This is a genomic window from Mesorhizobium sp. GW821-FHT07A06 (genome assembly GCF_059419085.1).
Map to the genome: position 1 here is coordinate 79034 of NZ_JBWKRC010000007.1, position 23514 is coordinate 102547.

Annotated in this window: 22 protein-coding genes; 4 read left to right on the forward strand and 18 right to left on the reverse strand. The window is 60.4% G+C overall.

All coding sequences use genetic code 11. The features are described 5' to 3' along the window. Nucleotides 1–30 precede the first annotated feature (30 nt). Complete coding sequence (locus tag AC07SZ_RS22285) at nucleotides 31–936, forward strand: NAD(P)/FAD-dependent oxidoreductase (protein ID WP_494915866.1); 906 nt, start codon at nucleotides 31–33, stop codon at nucleotides 934–936. Nucleotides 937–994: 58 nt separating this feature from the next. Here AC07SZ_RS22285 and AC07SZ_RS22290 read toward each other — a convergent pair whose 3' ends face one another. Continuing rightward, nucleotides 995–2095, reverse strand: coding sequence for an FAD-dependent oxidoreductase (locus tag AC07SZ_RS22290; RefSeq protein WP_494915867.1), 1101 nt, complete (start codon nucleotides 2093–2095; stop codon nucleotides 995–997). Between the two features lie 229 nt (nucleotides 2096–2324). Between AC07SZ_RS22290 and AC07SZ_RS22295 the strand changes: the two genes are divergently transcribed. Beyond that, nucleotides 2325–2933, forward strand: coding sequence for a TetR/AcrR family transcriptional regulator (locus AC07SZ_RS22295; protein ID WP_494915868.1), 609 nt, complete (start codon nucleotides 2325–2327; stop codon nucleotides 2931–2933). Between the two features lie 162 nt (nucleotides 2934–3095). Here the strand turns inward: AC07SZ_RS22295 and AC07SZ_RS22300 are convergent, their stop codons facing one another. From AC07SZ_RS22300 to AC07SZ_RS22315, 4 genes are all read right to left on the reverse strand, one after another. Further along, nucleotides 3096–3335, reverse strand: coding sequence for a PA2433 domain-containing protein (locus AC07SZ_RS22300; RefSeq protein WP_494916086.1), 240 nt, complete (start codon nucleotides 3333–3335; stop codon nucleotides 3096–3098). Between the two features lie 105 nt (nucleotides 3336–3440). Continuing rightward, nucleotides 3441–6623 (reverse strand): efflux RND transporter permease subunit, encoded by a 3183-nt coding sequence (locus tag AC07SZ_RS22305; RefSeq protein WP_494915869.1) that lies wholly within the window; start codon nucleotides 6621–6623, stop codon nucleotides 3441–3443. Next, nucleotides 6620–8065, reverse strand: a complete 1446-nt coding sequence (locus AC07SZ_RS22310; RefSeq protein WP_494915871.1) for an efflux RND transporter periplasmic adaptor subunit — start codon at nucleotides 8063–8065, stop codon at nucleotides 6620–6622. The genes AC07SZ_RS22305 and AC07SZ_RS22310 overlap by 4 nt, the downstream gene beginning before the upstream one ends. Further along, nucleotides 8062–8469 carry a FixH family protein gene (locus AC07SZ_RS22315; protein ID WP_494916088.1) on the reverse strand — a complete coding sequence of 136 codons (408 nt, stop codon included), beginning with the start codon at nucleotides 8467–8469 and terminating at the stop codon, nucleotides 8062–8064. The genes AC07SZ_RS22310 and AC07SZ_RS22315 overlap by 4 nt, the downstream gene beginning before the upstream one ends. A gap of 778 nt (nucleotides 8470–9247) precedes the next feature. Between AC07SZ_RS22315 and AC07SZ_RS22320 the strand changes: the two genes are divergently transcribed. Continuing rightward, nucleotides 9248–9616: a hypothetical protein gene (locus AC07SZ_RS22320; RefSeq protein WP_494915873.1), complete on the forward strand. Its 369-nt coding sequence runs from the start codon at nucleotides 9248–9250 to the stop codon at nucleotides 9614–9616. Nucleotides 9617–9688: 72 nt separating this feature from the next. Here AC07SZ_RS22320 and AC07SZ_RS22325 read toward each other — a convergent pair whose 3' ends face one another. From AC07SZ_RS22325 to AC07SZ_RS22385, 13 genes are all read right to left on the reverse strand, one after another. After that, nucleotides 9689–9973: a copper-binding protein gene (locus AC07SZ_RS22325; protein ID WP_494915874.1), complete on the reverse strand. Its 285-nt coding sequence runs from the start codon at nucleotides 9971–9973 to the stop codon at nucleotides 9689–9691. Between the two features lie 26 nt (nucleotides 9974–9999). Beyond that, nucleotides 10000–10488 carry a cupredoxin domain-containing protein gene (locus AC07SZ_RS22330; RefSeq protein WP_494915876.1) on the reverse strand — a complete coding sequence of 163 codons (489 nt, stop codon included), beginning with the start codon at nucleotides 10486–10488 and terminating at the stop codon, nucleotides 10000–10002. Nucleotides 10489–10531: 43 nt separating this feature from the next. Then, complete coding sequence (locus AC07SZ_RS22335) at nucleotides 10532–11890, reverse strand: multicopper oxidase family protein (protein WP_494915878.1); 1359 nt, start codon at nucleotides 11888–11890, stop codon at nucleotides 10532–10534. Nucleotides 11891–11908: 18 nt separating this feature from the next. Continuing rightward, entirely contained in the window at nucleotides 11909–13366 is a 1458-nt protein-coding gene (locus tag AC07SZ_RS22340) for a TolC family protein (protein WP_494915879.1), read from the reverse strand. Beyond that, nucleotides 13363–13596: a hypothetical protein gene (locus AC07SZ_RS22345; RefSeq protein WP_494915881.1), complete on the reverse strand. Its 234-nt coding sequence runs from the start codon at nucleotides 13594–13596 to the stop codon at nucleotides 13363–13365. Before AC07SZ_RS22345 ends, AC07SZ_RS22340 begins: the two co-directional genes overlap by 4 nt. A 91-nt stretch (nucleotides 13597–13687) precedes the next feature. Then, nucleotides 13688–14101 carry a hypothetical protein gene (locus AC07SZ_RS22350; protein WP_494915883.1) on the reverse strand — a complete coding sequence of 138 codons (414 nt, stop codon included), beginning with the start codon at nucleotides 14099–14101 and terminating at the stop codon, nucleotides 13688–13690. Nucleotides 14102–14583: 482 nt separating this feature from the next. After that, complete coding sequence (locus tag AC07SZ_RS22355; protein ID WP_494915885.1) at nucleotides 14584–15582, reverse strand: heparan-alpha-glucosaminide N-acetyltransferase; 999 nt, start codon at nucleotides 15580–15582, stop codon at nucleotides 14584–14586. Nucleotides 15583–15860: 278 nt separating this feature from the next. After that, entirely contained in the window at nucleotides 15861–16073 is a 213-nt protein-coding gene (locus tag AC07SZ_RS22360; protein WP_136618605.1) for a cold-shock protein, read from the reverse strand. Nucleotides 16074–16256: 183 nt separating this feature from the next. Then, complete coding sequence (locus AC07SZ_RS22365) at nucleotides 16257–16814, reverse strand: DUF922 domain-containing protein (RefSeq protein ID WP_494915888.1); 558 nt, start codon at nucleotides 16812–16814, stop codon at nucleotides 16257–16259. Between the two features lie 266 nt (nucleotides 16815–17080). After that, on the reverse strand, nucleotides 17081–18364 hold the full coding sequence (locus AC07SZ_RS22370; RefSeq protein WP_494915889.1) for an ATP-grasp domain-containing protein: 1284 nt from the start codon (nucleotides 18362–18364) through the stop codon (nucleotides 17081–17083). 1 nt (nucleotide 18365) lies between these two features. Continuing rightward, nucleotides 18366–19586, reverse strand: coding sequence for an acetate/propionate family kinase (locus AC07SZ_RS22375; protein WP_494915890.1), 1221 nt, complete (start codon nucleotides 19584–19586; stop codon nucleotides 18366–18368). Nucleotides 19587–19636: 50 nt separating this feature from the next. Beyond that, entirely contained in the window at nucleotides 19637–22060 is a 2424-nt protein-coding gene (locus AC07SZ_RS22380; RefSeq protein ID WP_494915891.1) for a phosphoketolase family protein, read from the reverse strand. 105 nt (nucleotides 22061–22165) lie between these two features. Next, entirely contained in the window at nucleotides 22166–22711 is a 546-nt protein-coding gene (locus AC07SZ_RS22385; RefSeq protein WP_494915892.1) for an SRPBCC family protein, read from the reverse strand. Nucleotides 22712–23050: 339 nt separating this feature from the next. On the opposite strand from AC07SZ_RS22385, the gene AC07SZ_RS22390 reads away from it, so the two are divergent. Further along, nucleotides 23051–23509: a hypothetical protein gene (locus AC07SZ_RS22390; RefSeq protein ID WP_494915894.1), complete on the forward strand. Its 459-nt coding sequence runs from the start codon at nucleotides 23051–23053 to the stop codon at nucleotides 23507–23509. The last annotated feature ends 5 nt before the right edge of the window (nucleotides 23510–23514 follow it).

Consider the following 23514-nt stretch of genomic DNA (forward strand, 5'->3'; position numbering starts at 1 on the left):
ATCTCTGATGCTCCACTGGACACGTCCGAATTGCTCGACTGTCTGATTGTAGGGGGAGGACCGGCCGGTTTGACGGCGGCGATTTACCTTGCTCGCTTCCATCTCTCGGTCCTTGTGGCCGATGGTGGTGAGAGTCGAGCCGACCTGATACCGCTCACCCGTAACCTCGCAGGTTTTCCCGATGGAATTGCAGGATCCGAACTGCTCACGCGCATGCGGGAGCAAGGAAAGCGCTACGGGGTACGCCATTGGGCTGGCAACGTGGTCTCCTTGCAGGGAGGCTTTGGCAGGTTTGTCGTCCAAACAAGCGCAGGTGCGTTTCGAACACGCACTGTGCTTTTGACGACGGGGGTCTTCAACCGGAGGCCGGGAATGCCTGCCAATATCCACGATGAAGCTCTTGCGCGTGGCTTGTTGCGCTATTGCCCGATCTGCGATGGCTATGAGGTGACCGATAGCGCGGTCGCGGTTATAGGAACCGGCGAACACGGGACGTGTGAAGCGGAGTTCATCCGCAGTTACACCGACAATGTCACTTTGATTGCGCCGACGAACACCCATGAACTCGACGCCGCGCAGAGATCGCGCCTCGAAAAAGGAGCCATTCAAGCGGTTGACGGCCCGTGTTTGGGTTTCGAACTGATGAAGGACGGCATAGTGATCGCGACACCGGCTAGCCGCCGCTTGTTCGCAACCGTCTATGCAGCGTTGGGCTCCGATATCCGATCGGAACTTGCGACTGCGATAGAAGCCGAAGTTTCGAGTGACGGCTGTCCGATAGTCGATGACCATCAGAGGACCTCGGTAGTGGGGCTATACGCGGCTGGCGACGTTGTGCGCGGGCTTGATCAGATTTCCCACGCCATGGGTCAAGGCGGTGTCGCCGCCGTCGCAATCCGAAACGACCTCGCTCGCGTGACTCCGCTACGACGGTAGTCTGGCGGCATGCGTGAGAAGACTTCCGATGGAGGCGCCGCTCCTATGTCGCAACAGGCTACAAAGTGGCGTCGGGGCCATCCCGCCGATGTTCTGCATGGTCGGCGTGCCGGCGGAATGCGTTGCCAGTAGCGTCCCTACCGGCGAGATGGCGACCGACGAAATACCTGATCTTGAATAGCGCAAGAACGAGAACAATCCCAATCGCTACATACCAGATCGGGTTCGCCCCTCCGCCGAGGTCGTTGCGAAATATCGAGGCCGCGACACCGGCGTGCAGAGCCACCAGTATGGTTAAAGCCAGCGCCGTTGACGCTGCGGGGATGTATCGCCTCCACGTGCGGCCGGCGACATCGCCAATCTCGTTGAAGTTGAAGCCGGTGAACTCCTCAGCCTGTATGCTGTCCTCGCCGACCCCTGACTCCGCCAGCATCGTTTTCATAGCGCTGACCATCTCCGGTAGACCGGAAATGTAATAGACGGGGAGTAGCGGGGCGCCGACATGCCTCGTCAGCATGGAATGGGTTATGCGCCCGGTTTCGCCGTTCCATGAATGCGCCGACTTTGCTGCTTCGGTCATCGTCGCAACCAGCGTGAAAGACGGGTTTTGCGCCGAGAGCTCCTGCAATTCCCTGAGAAATGCAGCGTCCTCTGGGCGTCGGTTCGAATAGAGCAAAAACAGCCTGTGCGACAGCTTCCTCTCGACCGCATCTTTGATCATCGAGAAGGCCGGAACGATGCCGATCCCGCCAACGAGAAAAACCGCGGGCCGTGTCGCATCGTCATGCAGTGCAAAAGCCCCGTGCGGAACCTCCAGGAGCATTTGTATCAGGACCTTGTCCCCGGTTTGCAGGCGACTGAGAACCCGCTTGAATGCCGTCTCACGCATTCTCATGGCGACAACGAGATCGGCTTCCTGAGGTGTGCTGGTGAGCGAGAAAAACCGGCTATCGCCCTCGCGGTCCGTTTCGGGAGGCTCAATGAGCGTCATCCGCACATGTTGGCCCGCCTTGAAACGAAATCCGTCCGGCTTCGAGAAGACGAAGGCCCAGGTATCTTCTGCTATCTGCTTCTTGCCCTTCAACGACGCCTCAAATGATGCCTTCTTCATGGATGCGCCCGAGCGGCCGTGCATCCGACGATAACGTTCGTGATCCAATGAGTCCTCCGCGCTACCTGACGGTGCCAACCGAATTCATTCGTGCTCCAAGATGCGCTCGGTTGGGGATGAGGCGCAGGCTTGCTTCCGAAGCCATCGGCCACTAACCTGACAAGGCGTTCGATATCAGACATAGTGTCCCGAATTCGTCAACGAACAGAATGGCTCGAATGTCCGGAATTGAACACTCCGCTTTGAAATGGCCTTGAATAGTGTCCGGACCATCGAGATGGCAAAAAGAGCGATGGACCGCCGCATCGCCCGTACGAGAGGGACGCTGCAGCACGCCTTGACGTCGCTGATCCTGGAAAAGGGCTATGAGGCGATCACGGTCGAGGACATCTGCGAGGCGGCAAATGTCGGCCGATCGACGTTTTATGCCCACTACACCAGCAAGGACGATTTAAAGAGGCGCGGACTGGACGAGCACCTGCGCGAACTGCTCACCGACAGACAGAGAGAGGCCCTTGCCACGCCAGGAGATAGGCGCACCCGAAGCCTGGGCTTCAGCCTGACCATGTTCGAACACGCGCGCGACCATTTGGAGCTTTACCGGGCATTGGCTGGCGGTCGCGGCGGCGACGTCAGCCTTGGGATGATTCGCCAGATATTGTCCGATCTGGTGCGGGCAGAACTGCCTGCGACCCCCGACAGGAATTCCGTGGGGGTCATCCCGCACGACCTCGTCGTCCAGTATGTCGTTGGCGCCTACATGGCCGTTTTGACCTGGTGGCTCGACCGAGGCGCGAAGCCGTCGCCCGCTGAGGTCGATGCGATGTTTAGGCGTTTGGCAACTGACGGAATCTTGGGTCACCTTGCCGAAAGCGGTGCACATTAGGTCGCCAGATCTGGAGTTTGTCTCCAAGAGGCAGAAGACTTGCACAGATGCAGACCCGATCGCTACATGATCACGATGTCGTCCACGGTAACCCCGCGCCGCGTGACGTCGAGACGAACGGACAAGGCCGCGCGCGGCCGCGAAAGCCCGCGTTCGTCGCAACTAAATGCCGAGCATCTTCTTGGCTTCGTTGAGCGCAGCCTCTGATCCTGCATGATCGCCGGCGGCATGCAATTTCTCGCCTTGGGCACGCAGTTCTTTGACCTTGGTCATATCGGCGTCCGCGAGGGTTGCGGACGGCAACGCCGCGTCGATCGCGGCCATGATGGTCGGGCATGAATTCGCGAAGGCGGCCGCTGGGATGACCGACAAGAAAAGCGCAAGAGAAATTGAACGTAACATTGTAGTTCCTCCCTGCCGGCCCCGGAATGCCTTGCATCGACGACCGGCACGCCGATAGTACATGGCAGCGCCAGGTGCGGCAATCACCACGCGGATTGCCGCACCTCATTCGGCGGCGAGGTCAAACGTTACAGGTTCCGGGAGCGCAGCCTTTTCGGTCGTCGTCGATGCAATGCCCTTCGGCAGCCGCCATCCCTTGACCAACCCGTAGATCGCCGGGATCACGACCAGGGTCAGGATCGTAGATGAGATCATGCCACCGATCATCGGTACAGCGATGCGCTGCATCACTTCCGAGCCGGCGCCAGTGCTCCAGAGGATTGGGATCAGACCGGCCATGATGGCGACGACAGTCATCATCTTCGGCCGCACGCGTTCCACTGCGCCAAGCATGATCGCCTCGTAGAGATCTGCCCGGTTGAACGGCCGACTGTGTGCATCCCGCTCTGCCTTCACTTCGGCCATGGCCTGCTCCAGATAGATAAGCATGACGACACCAGTCTCTGCTGCGACGCCCGCAAGTGCGATGAAGCCGACCGCCACCGCCACCGACATGTTGAAGCCAAGCCACCACATCAGCCAGATTCCGCCGACAAGGGCAAAGGGCAAGGACAGCATGACGATCAACGTCTCGGTAAGCGCCCGGAAGTTGAGATAGAGCAGCAGGAAGATGATCAGCAGCGTAACGGGCACGACGATCTTCATCCGCGCCTCTGCCCGTTCCAGATATTCGAATTGCCCGCTCCAGCCGACCGAATAGCCGGGCGGCAGCTTCACCGTCTCCGCGACGGCCTTCTGGGCGCCGGCTACATAGCCGCCGAGATCCCGGCCGTTGATGTCGACGAAGATGTAGGTCGCAAGCTGGCCATTCTCGGTGCGGATCGAGGTCGCGCCGCGCGTGAGCTGAACTTTTGCCACCTCACCGAGCGGAACGGCGCCTCCACCGGGCAACGGCACTTCGACGTCGGTTGCGATCGACTGGGGATTCGAGCGCAGATCGCGGGGGTAGCGGATATTGACCCCGTAACGCTCCCTGCCCTCCACGGTTGTCGTAACGGTTTCGCCACCAAGCGCGGTCGCGATGACGTCCTGGACGTCGCCGACGGCAAGGCCGTAACGGCCGAGCGCCTCCCGATCCGGGACGATGTCGAGATAATAGCCGCCGATAACCCGCTCGGCATAGGCACTTGATGTGCCCGGAACCGTTTTGAGGACCTTTTCGATCTGGCGTGCGATCTTCTCCATCTCCGCAAGATCGGTGCCAAACACCTTGATGCCGACAGGCGTCCGGATTCCCGTCGAAAGCATGTCGATGCGGGCGCGGATCGGCATGGTCCAGGCGTTGGAGACGCCGGGGAACTGCAGAGCCTTGTCCATCTCGGTCTTCAGGCTGTCGATGGTGACACCAGAGCGCCATTGATCCTTTGGTTTCAGATTGATGATGGTCTCGAACATCTCGGTGGGGGCCGGGTCGGTCGCGGTCATCGCCCTCCCCGCTTTGCCATAGACCGAATCCACTTCCGGAAAGGACTTGATGATCCGGTCCTGCATCTGCAAGAGTTCCGCCGCCTTGGTGACGGAGATGCCAGGCAGGGTCGTCGGCATGTACATCAGCGTGCCTTCGTTCAGGGTCGGCATGAATTCCGAGCCGATCTGGCTCACAGGCCAGACGGATACTCCAAGCACGACAAGCGCAAGCGCGATGGTAAGCGCCTTCGCCTTCAGCACGCCGCGGATGACTGGACGGTAGACCCAGATCAGGAAGCGGTTGATCGGGTTTTTGTGTTCGGGGATGATCCGGCCGCGCACGAAGACCACCATCAAGGCTGGCACCAGCGTGACCGACAGGATGGCTGCGGCCGCCATAGAGAAGGTCTTGGTGAATGCGAGTGGACCGAACATGCGGCCTTCCTGCGACTCGAGCGTAAAGATCGGCAGGAACGATACCGTTATGACGAGGAGGCTGAAGAACAGCGCAGGGCCGACCTCGCTCGCCGCGTCGATCAGGATCTGAACTCGCGGCTTTCCGGGCGGCGCACGCTCCAGATGCTTGTGGGCATTCTCGATCATGACGATAGCGGCGTCGATCATGGCGCCGACGGCAATGGCGATGCCACCGAGGCTCATGATGTTGGAGCCGAGCCCGATCGCCTTCATGGCGCCAAACGCCATCAGGATACCAACGGGAAGCATCAGGATGGCGACGAGCGCGCTGCGCAGGTGAAGGAGGAACACGACGCAGACCAAAGCGACGATGATGCTCTCCTCGGCCAGCGTGTGCTTCAAAGTCTCGATCGCCGCTTCGATGAGATGCGAACGGTCGTAGACAGGCACGATCTCAACACCCTTGGGAAGGCTCCCGGCAATGTCGCTCAAGCTTTGCTTGACGTTCTCGATCACGGTCAGGGCATTGGCCCCGAACCTCTGCAGGACGATGCCGCCCGCGACCTCGCCCTCGCCATTGAGCTCGGTGATGCCGCGCCGTTCGTCGGGACCGATCTCTACTTTGGCGACGTCCTTGAGGCGCAAAGGCACGCCCTGATCCGTCTTCAGGACGATGTCTTCGATATCGGACGTCGATCTGATGTAGCCGCGGCCGCGCACCATGAACTCGAATTCGGAAAGCTCCAGCGTGCGTCCGCCGACATCCCGATTGCTGGCGCGTACGGCATCGCGGACCATCGACAGCGATATGCCCTGGGCGCGCAGCCGCAACGGATCGACGACGATGTTATACTGCTTGACGAAGCCGCCGACGCTCGCGACCTCTGCGACCCCCTCCGCCTTGGAGGCGGCGTATCGCACCACCCAGTCCTGCAGCGACCGCAGCTCGGCCAGCGTCATGTCCTTGGCGACGACGGCGTACTGGTAGACCCAACCGACGCCGGTCGCATCGGGGCCGAGGCCCGGCGTAACGCCAGCCGGCAGGCGCTGCGCGGCGGCGTTGAGATATTCGAGCACGCGGCTGCGCGCCCAATAGGGATCCGTGCCGTCCTCGAAGATGACATAGACGAAGGAAACACCGAAGAAGGAGAACCCACGCACCACCTTGGACTTCGGCACGGTCAGCATTGCAGTCGTCAGGGGATAGGTGACCTGGTCCTCGACCACCTGCGGCGCCTGGCCGGGATATTCGGTGTAGACGATGACCTGAACGTCCGAAAGGTCCGGAATGGCGTCCAGCGGAAGTGTCTTCAAAGCATAGGCTCCGGCGGCCACCGCGAAGGCTGTGGCGACGAAGATCAGGACGAGATTGCGTGCGGACCACGCGATGAGCCGGGCAATCATGGCACAGTCTCCGAATTCGTCATGCCGCTCAACGCAGCCTTCAGGTTGCTCTCGGCGTCGATCAGGAAATTCGCCGCGACCACGACCCGGTCGCCGGCGGCAACGCCGTTGCGGATTTCGGTGAAGCCGCCGCCCTGAAGGCCGATCTTGACCTCCCGCGGCTCGAAGCGGCCCTCGCCCTTGTCGAGGATCACGACCTGCCGCGTGCCGGTGTCGATCACCGCGCTGTCGGGGACAGCGACGACCGCGGCATTGTTCCCGCTGCCGATCTCAACATCGGCATACATGTCCGGCAGCAACAGACCATCCGGATTGGGGATCTCGATCCGCACCCTGGTCGTGCGTGTTTCCCTGGTGACCTGCGGATAGATCAAGGCGACACGGCCGCTGAAGCTCTGGCCAGGCAGACTTCGAACCCGGATCGTGGCGACGGCGCCGACCTTCACGGCTCCCAACTCATATTCGGGTACGTCGGCGACGATCCAGACGGTCGAGACGTCGGCGAGGCGGAAGAGCACGTCACCAGGCGACGCCTTCATGCCCTCGACTGCGTTGCGCTCGAGGATCACACCATCGCGCGGCGCGCTCCAGGTAATGGAAGTCAGAACCTGGCGGGTGCGGTCGATTGTGGCGATCACATCGGGTGGGACCGCAAGATTCTCGAGGCGCTGGCGAGCCCCGGCCGAGGCACGGCCGCTTCCGTTCAGATCGGTAAGGTATTGGGCGCTCGCCGTCGCGATCTCGGCCGAATACAGCCGCATCAGCGGCTCGCCTTTTTTGACCCGATCGCCGGTGGTGACGTCCGCAACATCGTCGATGAAGGCATCGGAGCGCGTCGCGACCACTGTGATGCGCCGTTCATCGAGCTGCACGGTGCCGGGCACTCGCACCGGACGAACGATCACCTGCTCTGTAGCGACCTCCGAGCGGACGCCGGTCCGCTGCAGCTTGCCTGCCGCGACCTTGACGGTCGAACCGTCGTCATCCTCGCCCGCGTAGACGGGGATGTAATCCATCCCCATAGAGTCCTTCTTCGGCGCAGGCGAAGTGTCGGGAAGGCCCATCGGATTGCGGTAGTACAGGATCCGTTTCGGCTCGCCACTTAAGGGAACGACCGTAGCGGTCGCGGGGGCGACCGGCGGCTTGTCCTCGAAGCCTAGGTCCTCACTTGCCAGGACGGGCAGGAAGTCCTGGCCATCGGAGGTCTTCTTCGGAGCTGCCGCATAGGCTGGGAGGCCATCCGGATCCCGGTAGTAGATGACGGGTCCGGTGGGCGCAGGGTTGGCGCTCGCCGGGGCCGCTGCACTGCGTTCGAGCCAGGCAACAGCTTGCAGCCACGGAGTGGAAGGCAGCGTGAGATTGCGGTGCCCCATCCAATAGCCTCCAGCCCCCGCCGCCAAAATGGCGGCGAGGGTGAGGCCAGTACGGCCTGCGCGTTTCATGGCGTGGCCTTGAATTCAAGCTTGTTTTCGAGAGAGCCGGTTTCGCCCTGCACTTTGGCGCCGAGTGACAGGCGGTAGCCACCTGGCATCATCAGATTGGCCTTGAACCGATAAATGCCGGGCTCCGTCGAGGGCAACGGCTCGATCGGCGACGTCATCATCTCCATACCGTCCGGCGCCATGTCGACGCGCTGGGCAAAAATCACCGCATCGGGTACCACCTTGCCAGAGCGCTTGTCGATGAGGCGGACCGCGACAATCGCGGCATCGCCTTTCTTGATCGCGCTTTGAACGAGCTGAAACTCGTAGTCGTCGATCCCGGCCCAGGCCTTCGAACTGGCCCCGCCGAGAGCGAGACCGATCAGCGCCGCGGCTGCGACGTGCTTCGTATTGAAAAAGTTCATTGTCAGATTTTCCCAAAATTCATCATTCGGCCGCGCGGAGGTGCACGGCAGGTTCGTGGTCAGGCTTATGCCAAAGCCACGGGCTTTCACCGCAAGGCCTTCAGCCCCGCGGCGACAAACGGCCCCGACGAGCCGTCGATGAATTCAGGTTCGTGGAGGTCTGGGAGGCGGCGGACTAGGCAGGAGATCCCGTCCGACATTATTGCCAGATGCGATCACGTCAGCCACAGACAACGGGGTCAGCGTAATTGCTGCGGCCGTCGATGCGCTCGGAAAACACTTGGCGATACACAAGGTCGCGAGAGGACAGGATTTCTGGCAATCAGGTAGTTGCTGCCTCTGGTCCGAAGGACACGGCATGGACTCAGACATCGATGCCATATCGGCCATTGTCGTCGCAATAGGATCGACAACCATCATGGCCGCTGCCGACGGTGTCACCATCGGCGCGGCCAGAAGGCTCAAAACAGCCAGAATCGTAAGCAGACGGGGCAATAAGGTCCGGATCTTCACATCGGGTCTATGGCATATGGTGCAGTGCAAGAAAAGGGCCCTGAGCGCTCACGTTTCCGTCAGGTGATGCGGTCAATCGCCTGGGCCTACGCTGCGGGTATGGTGGGGCACGTAGAAGGACGGCGGGCGGCCTGGCAGCATACGGCGCGCACAAGCCGTCAGCGTAGCGTCGCCGTTGGCGCGGCCCACTGTCGGTACAGAGATTCGATTCGAATATCGATGCGCTTGATGATAGTGTCGTCTTCGATCCTCGGAGGAGGAGGAGATGCGCGCCATTGCATTTCTTGTCGGCGTTTTGGTGGCTGCGCCCTCGACGGCGGCGGAGCAGCTGGTGTTCTACACTGCCAATTTTCCAGATGCTACGTCGGTCCAGTTCAGCGTGCGAAACAACAGCGTCTCGCAAGATCGGGACTATGATTTTGACGTCGCTGTTGGCCTGGTCGAGACGGACGCGAGCGGCGCCGTTAGGTATGAAGATGCCGCCAGGCATAGTGCGCGCGTTCGCTGTAATTATCCCGCCTACGTCGGCGTGGGCACGCGAAAATACCCTATGGGGATGCCTCTGAGGGGTTTCGGACATGATGATTGGAAAGAAAATCTCTGGATGACATTCTGCGCGGCTCCCTCATCGTGACTCCCTGCTCACAGCATTGCCCGATCGAATAGCAGCCGCGGGTTGATTCCAACCCGCGGCGCTAGTTCCGGGTCACTTGATACCGGTGACCGTGATGCGTCCGTTGACGCGGTCGGCTGTGAACTCGATCGCCTGACCCGTTTTGACCTTCTCGAGCAAGCCCTGCTCCGCGACGACGAACACCATCGTCATCGCGGGCATGTCGAGATTTGTCAGCGGTTCATGTTTGATCGTCAGCTTTTTCTGTTTGGCGTCGACCTTGATCACTTCGCCTTTGACGTATTCCTGCGCGAGAGCGCTCCCGCCAATGGCGAGCACGAGCGCAAGTGTCGAGAGTACCTTTACCAATAGTGTCATGGTTGCTTCCTTTGCGATTTTCGAACTCAGTTTGCGACGGTGATATCGCCCTTCATGCCGGAATCGTAGTGACCCGGGACCAGGCAGGCGAAACCGAATTCGCCGGCATTGGCGAAGGTCCAGATGATCTCGCCTCTGGCGCCGGGCGCCAGTCGGATCGAGTTGGGATCGGCGTGCTCCATCTCGGGGAACTTCTCCATCAGCGCCTTGTGCTCCATGATCCCTTCATGGGCGTCCATGACGAACTCGTGGTCGACTTGGCCCTTGTTGACAAACTTCAGGCGGACGGTCTCGCCCTTCTTCACCTTGAGCACGGCCGGTTGGAACAACATCGTCCCGTCGTCCTTCTCCGACATGGAGATGTTGACAGTCCGCTTTGCCTTGCCAGCTTCACCAGGGTTGCCGATTGGCATCGTGCTGGCTTTGTCACCATGGCCTCCGGCGTGAGTTCCACTGGCAAGAGCTGCTCCGGAACTGACCGCCATCAAAACGGCCGCTGCGATTATACGTTTCATGCTGCACATTCTCTCTTTGTTGAGGTTGAGGGGGTTCGGTTTCTCATCCCTGCTTGGTGTGACCGCCGTGCGCTGCCGGGGCCATCGTTTTTGCGTCGCCTGATTTTGTCGGGGTTGGAACATCACCGGTCCATTCGTAGGCCACGGTTCCTTCCGGATGTTTGTACCATCCGGGATCGGCGTAATCGTTCGCGGACAGGCCTTCGCGCACCTTTACGACCGAGAACATGCTTCCCATTTCGATAGCGCCGAACTGACCCCAGCCCGTCATCATTGGAATTGTGTTGTCGGGAAGCGGCATTTCCATCTCGCCCATGTCAGCCATGCCTCGGTCACCCATCGCCATATATTCGGGCTGGACGCGGCGGATTTTTTCGGTGACCTTCGAGTTATCGACGCCGATTAGCGTAGGCACGTCATGGCCCATGGCGTTCATGGTGTGGTGCGACTTGTGGCAGTGGATCGCCCAGTCGCCCAAGTACTTGGCATCGAACTCGTAGGCCCGCATGGCGCCAACGGGAATGTCGATCGATACTTCCGGCCAGCGAGCCTCAGGGCGGGTCCAGCCGCCGTCGGTGCAGGTCACCTCGAAATCGTAGCCATGCATGTGGATCGGATGATTGGTCATGGTCAGGTTGCCGACCCGAACCCGCACTTTGTCGTTCTTGGACACGACAAGGTGGCTGATGCCGGGAAACAGGCGACTGTTCCAGCACCACAGGTTGAAATCGGTCATGGTCATGATTTTCGGAACGTACGATCCGGGCTCGATGTCGTAGGCGTTCAGCAGGAACACGAAGTCGCGGTCCACCCGCATGAATTTCGGATCCTTGGGGTGGATGACGAAGAAGCCCATCATGCCCATCGCCATCTGGACCATTTCATCGGCGTGCGGGTGGTACATGAACGTGCCGCTCTTCACGAGATCGAACTCGTAGACGAACGTCTTGCCGGGCGGGATGCCAGGTTGGGTTAGGCCGGTCACGCCGTCCATGCCAGAGGGCAGGATCATGCCGTGCCAGTGCACGGTGGTGTGCTCCGGCAGCTTGTTGGTCACGAAGATACGGACCCGATCGCCCTCGACTGCCTCGATGGTGGGACCGGGAGACTGGCCGTTATAACCCCAGAGATAGGCGGTCATGCCCGGCGCCAGCTCCCGCTCAACCGCCTCTGCGACGAGGTGGAATTCCTTCACGCCATTGTTCATGCGGTGGGGCAGCGTCCAGCCATTGAGTGTCACGACCGGCTGGTAGTCCGGGCCGCTCGTCGGAAATATCGGTGGCTGCATGTCCGGCGATTCCATGACTGCGGCGTCCGGCAAGCCCATCGCAGAGGTCTTGGTCCATGCCGTGGCGCCGGCGAGCAGAGCTCCCGCGCCGATTAGCTGACGTCTTGAAAGCATCTCTTCTTCTCCTTGAGTTCAGTGGCCTTGGGCGCCGGTTTCGGCTGCGGCCGGTGCGTCGCCGCCCGCGGACGAGCTTGCGCCGCCACCGTGGATGGCGGTTCCGAGATTGACGTCGGCCAGCCAGAAATTGCGCTTGGCGTTGAGGGAAAGCATGATCGAGCCGATCTTCGCGCGAGTGTCCGCAAGAAGCTCGAACGTGTTGGTAATCATGCCGTTGTAGGTGAGGATCGACTCCGCCTCGATCTTTGTTCGCAGCGGCACAACACTGTTCCGATAGTGCCGAGCAATGTCATAGGTCGAACGGTAGGCGTCGTAGGCGGACCTGGCCTCGGACCGAATGTTGACCGCCTTTTCCGCCATCCGGTTTGCGGCTTGCATGTAGGCAATCTCGGCCTTGCGCATGCGTGCCTTGCCGGTATCGAAAATCGGAATGACAAACTCGAGCTCCAGAGTGGGTGAGACGCTCGTCTCCGTTCCGCCCTCCTCCGACTCCTCCCGTTCCACCTCCACGCCGGACAGGAGTTCCAGGTCGCTGACGTAGCGGGTCGCCTCGGTAAGACCATAGGACTTCGCCAGCGCTTCCAGCTCAAGCTTCGCGATCTCAAGGTCGACACGATTTTTTAGCGCCTCTGCCTCGACGGTGCGTTTGGCCTTGGCGATCTTCGGCATGGCCGGAAGCGTGTTGGGGACCGAGTAATCGACGTCCGGCCCCCATAGACCCATCAGCCGGGTGAGCTCTTCCTTGGCGGTCCGGGCGGCGAGCCGCGCCTCCGCCGCCTGACCGGTGATCTCGGCGTAGAAGACGTGTTCGCGGGCCTGGCCGGTCTTTGTGAAGGCGCCCGTCTCCCCAAGTTTTTGAGCGAGTTCGGAGGCGGCGTCGGCGGCGACTTGCGCCTTGTTCAAATAAGAAACGCCTTCCCGGGCCGACACAGCATTGATCCACGCCCGCCGCGTGTCAGCAGCGAGCCGTAGCGTTTCCTCGGCGGCGCGGAGCTGGGCCTGGCGGAAGCGCGTATCCGCGACCGCGACGCGTCGCTGACGGGTCATCAGCGCGAGGATGTTACTGGTCACAGCCCCTTCGATCGTGCGTACGGGATCGATGCCGATCATACCGACCGAGATTGTCGGATTGACGAGCATCCCCTCCTGCCAGACATCGGCCGCCGACAGACCGATCTCGGCGTAGGCGGCCTGCAAGCCCTTGTTGTTGAGCAGGGCGACCTGCACCGCGACGTCCGGACCAATGGTCTTCTTCTGAACCAGGCTCTTTACTTGCGCGGAGAGAGCTTGCGCGGCCTCGCGAGACTGCACCCAAGCCGTTCTCTTGCCGGTCACAGCTCCGGCGCGTGCCGCGACTGTCGTGAAGCCCGCGATGGGGTCGGAAACGCCGTCAGGGCCAGCGGTGGTCGTACATCCGGCAGCAATTAGCGAGATGGCCATGGCCGCAGTTATGTTCAGGAACCGGCGCTTCATGATCCGGCTCCCGTTTTAGCAGGGGAGCGTTCTTGATTGAGACGCCGCCAATTCTGCGGATCCACCGGTTCCCTGTGGCTATAGTCGGCGACGATCGGGTGATAGTGCACATCACGGATGCCCAGCACAGGATCGGCCGGGTTGAACGATGGAAGCACGGTCGGTGGTGTGGTTACCGCGCATCCGGCAACCAATAGCGATGCGAGCATCGCGGAGCTTGCGATTTTCATTGTAGACCTGAAGCTTGACATATGCGTTTGGCCGCGCGGGAACGAATTCCCGACGTTGCGCGCGAACGCCCTCCGGAGAGGGCGCGTCAGTTCAGATGTGTTTGGGAGGTCTGATCAGGGTGGAATATGCACCGAGCGGCAGCACAGTGGCCACAATCACTGCAAAGCAGCGGCTTGCAGTGCGGTTGATATCGGGGCAGTCCACGGGTACAGCATGTGCCGGCGCGCAATGGACCTCGCAGTCGTCATTCGCCGATTTTTCGCCATCAGGATGTTTCTCATCCGCATCGCTTTCATCCGCGATGTTGTGATCGCCAACATCGCTGCCGCTATCGTGATGAGATTTCTCGACCTGAAGCGTCGCTCCGGAGTCGCTGTGAAAACCTGTGGCGTTGGCGCTTGCGAAGAGGCCCGGCTGGAGAGAAGACATGACCAGAAACACGACCGCCAGCATCGCGCGGAGCGACACAATTCGTGCGATCGAGATTTGGCCAAGGCATTTCATTGGAGCCCTTGGGACAATTGTTCGCTTGGTTTGTCAAGACCAATTGTCGTCAATTTGTTGCAGTGCAACCTAACATAGCCGCGAATAGCCAACTCCGAAGCCGCTCATGCTTGACATGAGAATGCACCGACGCGTCGCATCAGTCCGATGTGGTCATAGGCTAGTTTGCCAATAACAAGGCCGGACTGTGAGAGTCCGGCCAACTGTGAAGGTTGGAACCTTCATAGGGGAACGCGCCGGACGAATGGGAGGAGATATCCGACACGCTGCACATATGAGTCACACCGATGATGTTTCAATGACGCAGTTGTGGGCCACGACAGAGATGCTGCCCTTCGACGAGGATGACGACGTCGTGCAGCGGTGAGCCCACCTTACCCGGCTCTTTGGCCTCGGACCGGCATCTCATCCGCGAGAACATGCAGGGCAAGGCGCGGGCCAACGCGCGGGCCAACGTAGCGCCCGGGTCAGTGGCCTGTCGGTCATTTGGGACCTTCCTCCATTTTGATGTCTGTGCTGGCGGTGCACATGCGGACCAGGTCACCCAGATGCGCCCTCCATTCCGCAGTCTGATCGTTGTTGTTATAGAGGCGATCAATCGAGGCCTCGCCCTCCAGCGTATCGAGCATGCAGCCACAATAGCTGGAGCAGAATTTGCTTCCGCGCGACTGTTCGCACGATAGCTGGCAGGTTTTCAGGAAGTTAACCTGTGGGGTTTCAACCTTGGCCGGCATCACTTGCGAAAACAGCCAGACACAGCCGATCAGCAGCGGCTGGTGGATCAGGTAGAAGGCGAGGCTGTGGCGGCTGATGAAGACCAGCGGGTTGGCCCAGCGGCCGAGTGCGAGGCTTGCCAGGCGCGCCCGTACGCCGGAGGTGGAGGCAAACTTCGCGGTGGCGATCCCCGACAGCACCGCGCCGAACCACGGGAACAGCGGAACGTAATCGTTGGAACGCGGATTGATGGCGGAAAGGCCGACCCACCATAGCCAGGGACGGTCGAAGGCCTCGAAGCGCAGATAGACGGGCGCCGCGATGACAAGCGCGGCAACGGCAAGCGTCAGCAGCGCCGGAAGGCGTAGGAAGGCGAGACCTAGCAGGCTTGCCAGCGCGATCTCATGCAGTATGCCAAAGAAGATGAAGCCGTCCGGCATGGCGATGCGGGTGACGACCGAGATGGCGGTCGCGGCTCCGGCAACCATGGCGAAACGCTTCCAGAAGCCGCTCCAGCCTATTTGCTGGCCATGGGCGAGGTACAGGCTGACGCCGACCAGGAACAGGAAGGTCGAGGCGATGCAGCGCGCGTAGATCTTCCACCAGCCGAAGGCGGTCAGGCCCGGATCAGTGTAGCCGAAGAATTCCAGATCCCAGGTGAAATGGTAGCTCGCCATGGCGATGAACGCGATGCCGCGCAGGACGTCGATGGCGACGATTCGCTTCGACTGATCTCGAACGGATGCGGTCGGCGTAAGGATGCCCATGGTCTCGCGATCTGGTTCAACTCGGGCAGGACGACTATCACGGGTGCGCCGGGTGAAAAACGCTGGCCACCCGTGGCATCAGTAGCGGTTGCTCCGTTGCATCCTGCATCAGACCTTCCGTGTGTGAGCTTACATCACATCGAGGCCACTTTAGCTCAGCTCGATGTATCGCCGCCCCAGGCAGTCAACCGATCTCGCGGAGGAAACGAACCCCAAATCAATGTCGACCGAACACAGCTACCGACGCTCTTCGCGGGGCTCAGGCTTCTGCCCAGACATCAGCCTGCCTTGCTGAGACTGCCAGCAGATGATTTACCGGTACGGCGATCCTGCTCGACCTCATAGTTGATCTTCTGGCCATCAACCAGGGTTGAGAGGCCCGCGCGTTCGACTGCGGAAATATGAACGAACACATCTTGACCGCCGTTGTCGGGCTGAATGAATCCAAAGCCCTTAGTGCTGTTGAACCACTTCACGGTGCCAGTAGCCATATGCGTATCCCTTGTAAGCCAGACCGGTTGTGTCGAGATTGAGATAGAGGCAGAAACGCGAAAAATTGCAAGCAAGAGATCCTGCAGCCAGGAACCACAGCGATGGGGGGTCTCGATAGCCGCCAAGGTGTCCGCAGTTATCTTTCTCTACTGGACGACCTTCCTTGGAAATCGAACGTCGATTTATTCGAGCGTATACGACGGGAGGCTGGCCTCATGCTGATCCTGCGCCTTTTCGGAATTCTCGACAATCTGTTTGGCAGCGCGATTTAATGACCGCTCCAGAGCTGCACATGCTCCCGGGGCCGTGGCGCCGTGGGTCAACTTGCTAACCTGTTTAGCTGCCTCCAGGGCAATCGTTTTGTGGCCATCCTCATGGGCCTTCAGGTCCTGAAAGTAATTGTTCCAGGCCGTGCGCGTGGCTGGATCGGCGCGCGCATCGTCTACCCAGGTCGGGAGTAGAATTCTGAGCTTGAGTATGATTTCATCCGACGTGACCTGGCAGGAGTTTCCGGTCGCCGCAAACCTGAAATTCCAATCCCAGTGATCTGCGACCTCGCCCTCAATAATACCGTCTCCGTCCCTCTTGGCCACACGGTGCAGGTCGTCATGGATCGCTTGCCGGCTAAGGCCTCGCAATTGATAGGTCGAATAGGTGACGTCGAGTTTTACGTCAGATCGCGCCTCCCCTGCACTAAGCGTGAAGATGAGGCCGCAGAGAACCGCAACGTATCTGCTCATACTCGAGACCTGGGGTATCATGTTGGCACTCCTTCAATCGCGTCGGCCTGCTTATAGGCAAACAGTTGGGATGTATTACGGCCGCTGCTGCAGTCGTGATAAGGGTTACGATCGCCGATTGACCGCGTCACAAGGTTGTGAAGCCCTGCCGCACTGGCCATAGCCCCCATCCTACACTGCTTGACCGAATTTGGAGCACCGATCAGGAAAGATCGCGGCCACCACAACGATGATGCGCAATGGTGGGGTTCCGGATCTCTGCATCCTTAGATCACTAGCACCGGCGCAAACCCGCCGCCGGGTGTCCGGAAATTGGTTGTCTGGCCTTGGTATAAGCGCGCGGCTGCGAGCAGGATCCGGCCATCATACGTGTAAAGTCGCACGTCCATCTTGCGCGGCGTAGGCGCGCCATCGATCTCGATCATGCGCTGTCCGGGCGAGGCAAACGCCTGGGCCACATAGCCACCGCGGGCGATCTCGGCCCACACCCCTTTCGTCACCTTGTCGCCGCGGTAGACCGCCTTGCTGCCGTGGCCTGAGAGCGGCTTGAAGAACATGCCCCTACGGGATTGCCAGACGGCATCCGAGTTGTCAGGCGTGACAAGCGTGGTCCGCGGGACACCGGCAAGCCGCGAGTACATCTCCGCAGGAAGGCCGAATGCCTTGAGCGCCGCCGGATCGGACAACAGTGTAAGATTGCGCTTGCTTGCAAAGAGCGCATGGTTGTGCGGATTGGGTGTGACCACCACAGCGCCGTCCTGATAAGCCGTTCTGAGCGCGGCATGTTCCGGGCGATCAAGTGTGAAATCGACCAGGCGATTGTAGACGAGGTCAATCTCCTGTCCGTCGAGCCGAAGCTTGCCGCCATCATATTTCATCTCGCTCGCATCGCCGATCGCCGCCTCGAAGCCGTGCTTCAGCAACAACTGGCTGGCCAGCACGAATTCAGGATAGAGATACTGCTCCTCGGGCCGATCGTCGACGATCGCGATCATTCGCGGCGAACCGGCTCCGCGCTGGCGGTGCCATTCTTTCTCGAACATCGCAACGACGCTGGTTTCGAAGCGATCGTCCCTGGCGCCGATCAACGCCCGTTCGACTTCGGAGCAGCACGCCTTCTGTGCCTTGGCCAGCAAGGCGTTGAGGAAAGCACCGCCCGCGTTGGTGTTCACCTCTATCAGCTTGGGACCATCATCATCGAGATGGAAATCGTAACCCATCAGAGCGCCGACGGGTCCAAAATCCCGTTGCGCGATTTCGGGTGCCCAGGAAAGGACGGCATCACGGTAACCTTGCAGCCTGGCTGTCGCCTCGATGGCAACGACAATGCCTTGCATTTCGTCGAAGGCAGACGCAGCGAGGAAGACCGGAACATTCGAAAACAGATGCGTTCGCGACGCTATTAAGGCTTCGCTGAATCCTAGGTCGCCGGCCTCATGATTCAGCGCCGCCCAAAGTGCTGTCCGATCGAGCGTAATGCAGAAGCATTTGCGGTTAAGTCGTTCCGACAGGGACGTGTTGGCTTCCGCTGCGGCGGGGATCGTGAGCATGTCAGCGTCTCCTCGCCGATGGCAGCATCATGCGGGGTCTCGCCCTTGTCGACGAGGACGATGCGAGCAATTGGCTGCCGACGGCTCTCTCCTCATCCGTGGGAATGACAAGCACGTCGACGCCGGAACCGGCGAGGCTGACGAGCTCCTCGCCCTTGCGATTGAGCTCGTGGTCTATGCCAGCGCCAAGCCAGCCGGCCGCGGCGCCAATCTTCTCCCGGATCGGTGGCGCGTTTTCGCCGATTCCTGCCGTGAACACCAGCGTGTCCAGACCTCCGAGAGCGGCGGCCAGCGATCCGATCTCGCGCCCGATGCGATAGACGAAAAGGTCGATGGCGGCGGCGGCGGAGGGATCGTCCGAGCCGATCAGCGTTCGCATGTCACCGGACATTCCCGATACACCGAGCAGACCGGATTGGTCATACAAAAGCGTGACCAATTCGTCGGCCGAGAGGTTCTTCTCCTGCAGGAGATAGAGAATGATCCCCGGATCGAGCGCGCCGCTACGCGTGCTCATGACAAGGCCGTCCAATGTCGAAAATCCCATCGTCGTGGCAACACTTTTTCCGGCATTCATGGCGCACAGACTGGCACCGCTGCCGAGATGAGCAACAATGGCGCGGCCGCCGGCGCCGGCGCCATAACGGGCCCGCAGCCGCGATGCAATGTGGCTGTACGACAACCCGTGAAAGCCATAGGACACGATCCCCGCCTCGGTCATCGCACGCGGCAGGCCATAGATTTTGGCAATCCCTGGTCGGGCCGAATGGAATGCCGTGTCGAAGCATCCGACCTGAAGGGCCTGCGGCAGGAGGCCGGCTGCCAGTGTGACAATTTCGAGGTTGATCCGCTGATGGATAGGAGCCAGCGGTTCCAGCAGGCGCAGTGCCTCTATCGCGCGCGCGTCAAGCCGCGTGGCTTCCGTAAAATCATGGCCGCCATGGACGATCCTGTGCCCGACCCAGCCGATGCGGCGCAGTAGATCGCGATCGGCAAGCAAAGAGGCGACTGTCGCGAATGCCTCCCCGATATCGATCGGTCCGCCGCTCAAGCTCCTGTCTATTTCAGGCCATCCCGTCGCGGCCTCCACACGCAGCTGCGGATGTTGCCCGAGCGAGGCGATATTGCCGCGCAGCAGCAGGGGAAGTTCATCACGTCCCTCAAAGACAGCGAATTTCAGGCTCGAGGAACCGCCGTTCAGAACGAGGATGGCGTCAGTCATGGGGCGTCCGATTTGCTGTCGCGGCGAGTTCCGGAATAATGGGCATCGGCTCAACCCGAACGGGTGGTCTCCGCATCCGGATCCTGCCCCCACTTCCAGTCGAGTATTTCCGGCATGTCCTGGCCATGGGCGCGAATATAGGCTCGATGCTCAAGCAGCTTGCTGTCCATCTCCTGCTTCAGCCCAACCCGTACGCTCTTGAGCTCCGGAACCCGATCAAGCACGCTTTGGACGAGGTGGAACCGGTCGAGGCCGTTCAAAACCGTCATGTCGAAGGGCGTCGTGGTCGTGCCTTCCTCGTTAAAGCCACGAACATGGATGTTGTCGTGATTGGTGCGCCGATAGGTCAGGCGGTGAACGGTCCAGGGATAACCATGATAGGCGAAGATGACGGGTTTGCCGATGGTGAACAACGCGTCGAAATCTCGATCCGACAGGCCGTGCGGGTGATGCTCCTTCGGCTGAAGCGTCATCAGGTCCACGATGTTGACCACTCTGATCCTGAGCTCTGGAGCATGGTGCCTGAGGATCTGGACAGCGGCCAGCGTTTCGAGCGTCGGAACATCGCCGGCGCAAGCCATGACGACGTCCGGCTCGACGCCAGCGTCCGTCGACGCCCAGTCCCAGATACCGATGCCTGCCCTGCAGTGGACGATCGCCTTATCCATCGACAGCCACTGCCATGACGGCGGCTTGCCGGCGACGATGACATTGATCCGGTTCCAGGTCTGCAGCACATGGTCGGTGACACAAAGCAAGGTGTTGGCATCCGGCGGCAGATAGACGCGCACAATGTCTGCCTTCTTGTTGAGGGCGACGTCGATGAAACCCGGATCCTGATGACTGAACCCATTGTGTTCCTGATGCCAGACATGGCTCGACAAGAGATAGTTCAGCGACGCAATCGGACGACGCCATGGAATGTCGCGGCAGGCATCCAGCCATTTCGCATGCTGGTTGAACATGGAATCGACGATGTGGATGAACGCCTCGTAGCAGGAGAACAGACCATGCCGCCCGGTCAGCAGGTAGCCTTCGAGCCAGCCCTGGCAGGTGTGCTCGGAGAGGATTTCCATGACCCTGCCGTCACGGCCGAGATGAATGTCTTCGGGCAGGATCTTTTCCATCCAGGCCCGCTCCGTCACTTCGAACACGTCTTGAAGCCGGTTCGAGGCAGTTTCGTCGGGTCCAACGATGCGGAAGTTCTTCGTGGCCTGGTTCAACTGCATGACGTCTCGCAGGAAGGTCCCCATCACACGGGTAGACTCGGCCTTGACGGCGCCGGGCCGGGTAATGGCTACCGCATGGTCATGCAATCCGGGCAGATCGAGAGACCGGCGCAGCAGGCCGCCATTGGCATGCGGGTTAGCGCTCATGCGCCGTGTGGCTTGGGGCGCGGTGTCGCGGATCGAAGGGACCAGAGCACCAGCGGCGTCGAACAGCTCCTCGGGCCGATAGCTTTTCAGCCACTCCTCGAGCAGCTTCAGATGCGCCGGATTTTCAGCAAGACCCGACAAGGGAACCTGATGCGAACGCCAGAAGCCCTCGGTCTTCAGCCCGTCGACCTCCTTCGGTCCGGTCCAGCCTTTGGGGCTTCGAAGCACGATCATCGGCCATTTCGGTCGCGAAGTCGGCGCCGCTGAACCATTGCGCGCGGCGTGCTGAATGTCCCGGATGCGGTCGAGCGCATTGTCGAGCACGGCCGCCATTCGTTGATGCATAAGTGCCGGCTCGTGCCCCTCGACGAACAGCGGTTCATACCCGTAGCCGATAAACAGCGCGCGCAATTCATCTTCGGGAATGCGGCCCAGAATCGTCGGATTGGCGATCTTGTAGCCGTTCAAATGCAGGATCGGTAGAACCGCGCCGTCGCGCGCCGGATTGAGGAATTTGTTGGAGTGCCACGCCGCAGCCAGTGGTCCGGTTTCGGCCTCGCCATCGCCGACAACGCAAGCGACGACAAGGTCTGGGTTGTCGAAGGCCGCGCCGTAGGCATGAGAAAGCGCGTAGCCCAGTTCGCCGCCCTCATTGATCGAACCCGGCACGTCGGGCGCGGCATGGCTCGGGATTCCGCCTGGAAACGAGAACTGCCGGAACAGCTTTCGCATTCCCTGCTCATCCATTGTTATATCCGGATTGATCTCGGTATAGGTGCCCTCCAGGTAAGTGTTCGCCACCATTGCCGGGCCGCCGTGGCCGGGGCCGCAGACATAGATCACATCGGCATCCCGAAGCCGGATCGCGCGATTGAGATGGGCGTAGATAAAGCTCAGGCCCGGCGAAGTTCCCCAGTGGCCGAGCAGGCGCGGCTTGACGTGCTCCAGCCGCAAGGGCTCGCGCAGCAGCGGATTGTCGAGCAGGTAGATCTGGCCGATCGTCAGATAGTTGGCGGCGCGCCAATAGGCATCGATATCGCGCAACTGGCTTTCGGACAGCCGCCCACCGGGGACTGCTACTCTCGCGTGCTCAGTCATGTCAGCTCCGTTGCGTTGTTTGCAAATGCCGCCGGATGGCGACGCGCCTCTGCTTGTCGAGTCGTAGTGAATGGACACCAACGCATTCGCGCGCCATTCGGTCCGTCATTGCTCGGCTGACTTTCTAGTGCTCGAGCGTTCGGGCACCGCGACAGCCTCGGTTTTCTGGAAATAGCCGGCTGCGTCATTCGCCATCCGGCTGGTGCACCAACGCGCGTAGGCATTGGCCGAGATCGAGCCGAGCCAGCGGGCTGGCGGCGCTTCCGGTAGCGTATAGTCGATAAAGACTCGAAGCAGTGAGTCTCCAGCCTGCGGCATTATCTCAAAGCCCATTCGATAATGCCCGATCACCCAGAGATTTGGCACGCCGACAGTTTCCCAGACCTTCAATCTGGGAGGTGTCCGGATCGCAATCACTTGTCCCACCGACATTGGGATCCCCATTATTTTTCCATGGAAGCCGAACGTAGCGCCCACCGAACGAGCCTCAGCCGCATCGAACTCGTAGCTTATCGTCGAACCGAGCATCATAAATGAGGACTTGCTCATGTGAGCGCCCAGATGCCTGTGGTCGTCGAGGTGGGCGAAGATCGTTTCTACTGGAGCCCCTATCCTGACGCTTGCCTCGGTCGAAAGCGGCAGTGTTACCATCGATTCAATTCCAGTTTTTGTCGCTCCGACCACTAGACAGGCACTGAGCGAAACATCTCATCGTCCGCCGAAGATTGTTTGCCAACCTAAGGTGCTCCACTCGTTCTGGTGTTGATTTGCGTCAAAGCAGCAATAGGTAAATTGTATAACTTAAAAGCACGCCATTCGCGCTGACCCACCCACACCGGTGCGGGTCAATTTGGTAACGATGAACCCTAGCGAGGTCTCTGCGGCGCTATAGGCTCTGGTATCGTTGGGCTTATGGCGGGGGGTGCTTGGAGCCCAGTCATCAGCGCTGTTGTTGCAGGAAGCCGACAGGTTTTCCCCGGAGGTTCACCCGTGAAGTTTTTAGTTAACTTATGGCCAACCTCATCGGTACTTCTCACTGCGGCGGGAACGATAATCGCCGGTATCGGGGTCTATTTCATCTTCTTGCGCCCGTCATTGCTGCCTGAGGATGTGCGCTACATAGGCCTGTCGGCAGCAGAAGTCGAAACCATTGGACCGCGTCTCGCGACGTGGCTCACTCACGTTTTCACGGTGCTGGGCGGATACGCGCTCGCGACCGGTGTGCTCCTGATTACGCTGGCAGCGACGGCGTTCCGCGCACGTCACCCTGTCGCAGTGATCGGGGTTTTGGTCGGAGGAGCGTCATCCATCGGGCTGATGTCGATCGTCAACTTCATGATCAACTCCGACTTCAAATGGGCCCTGCTTGCATGCGCTCTGGTCTGGGCGCTGAGCCTCGTAGTCTTCTGGTTCGAGAGCAGGTCTCTTCCGGGCGCCACTTTCCAGTAGTGGCG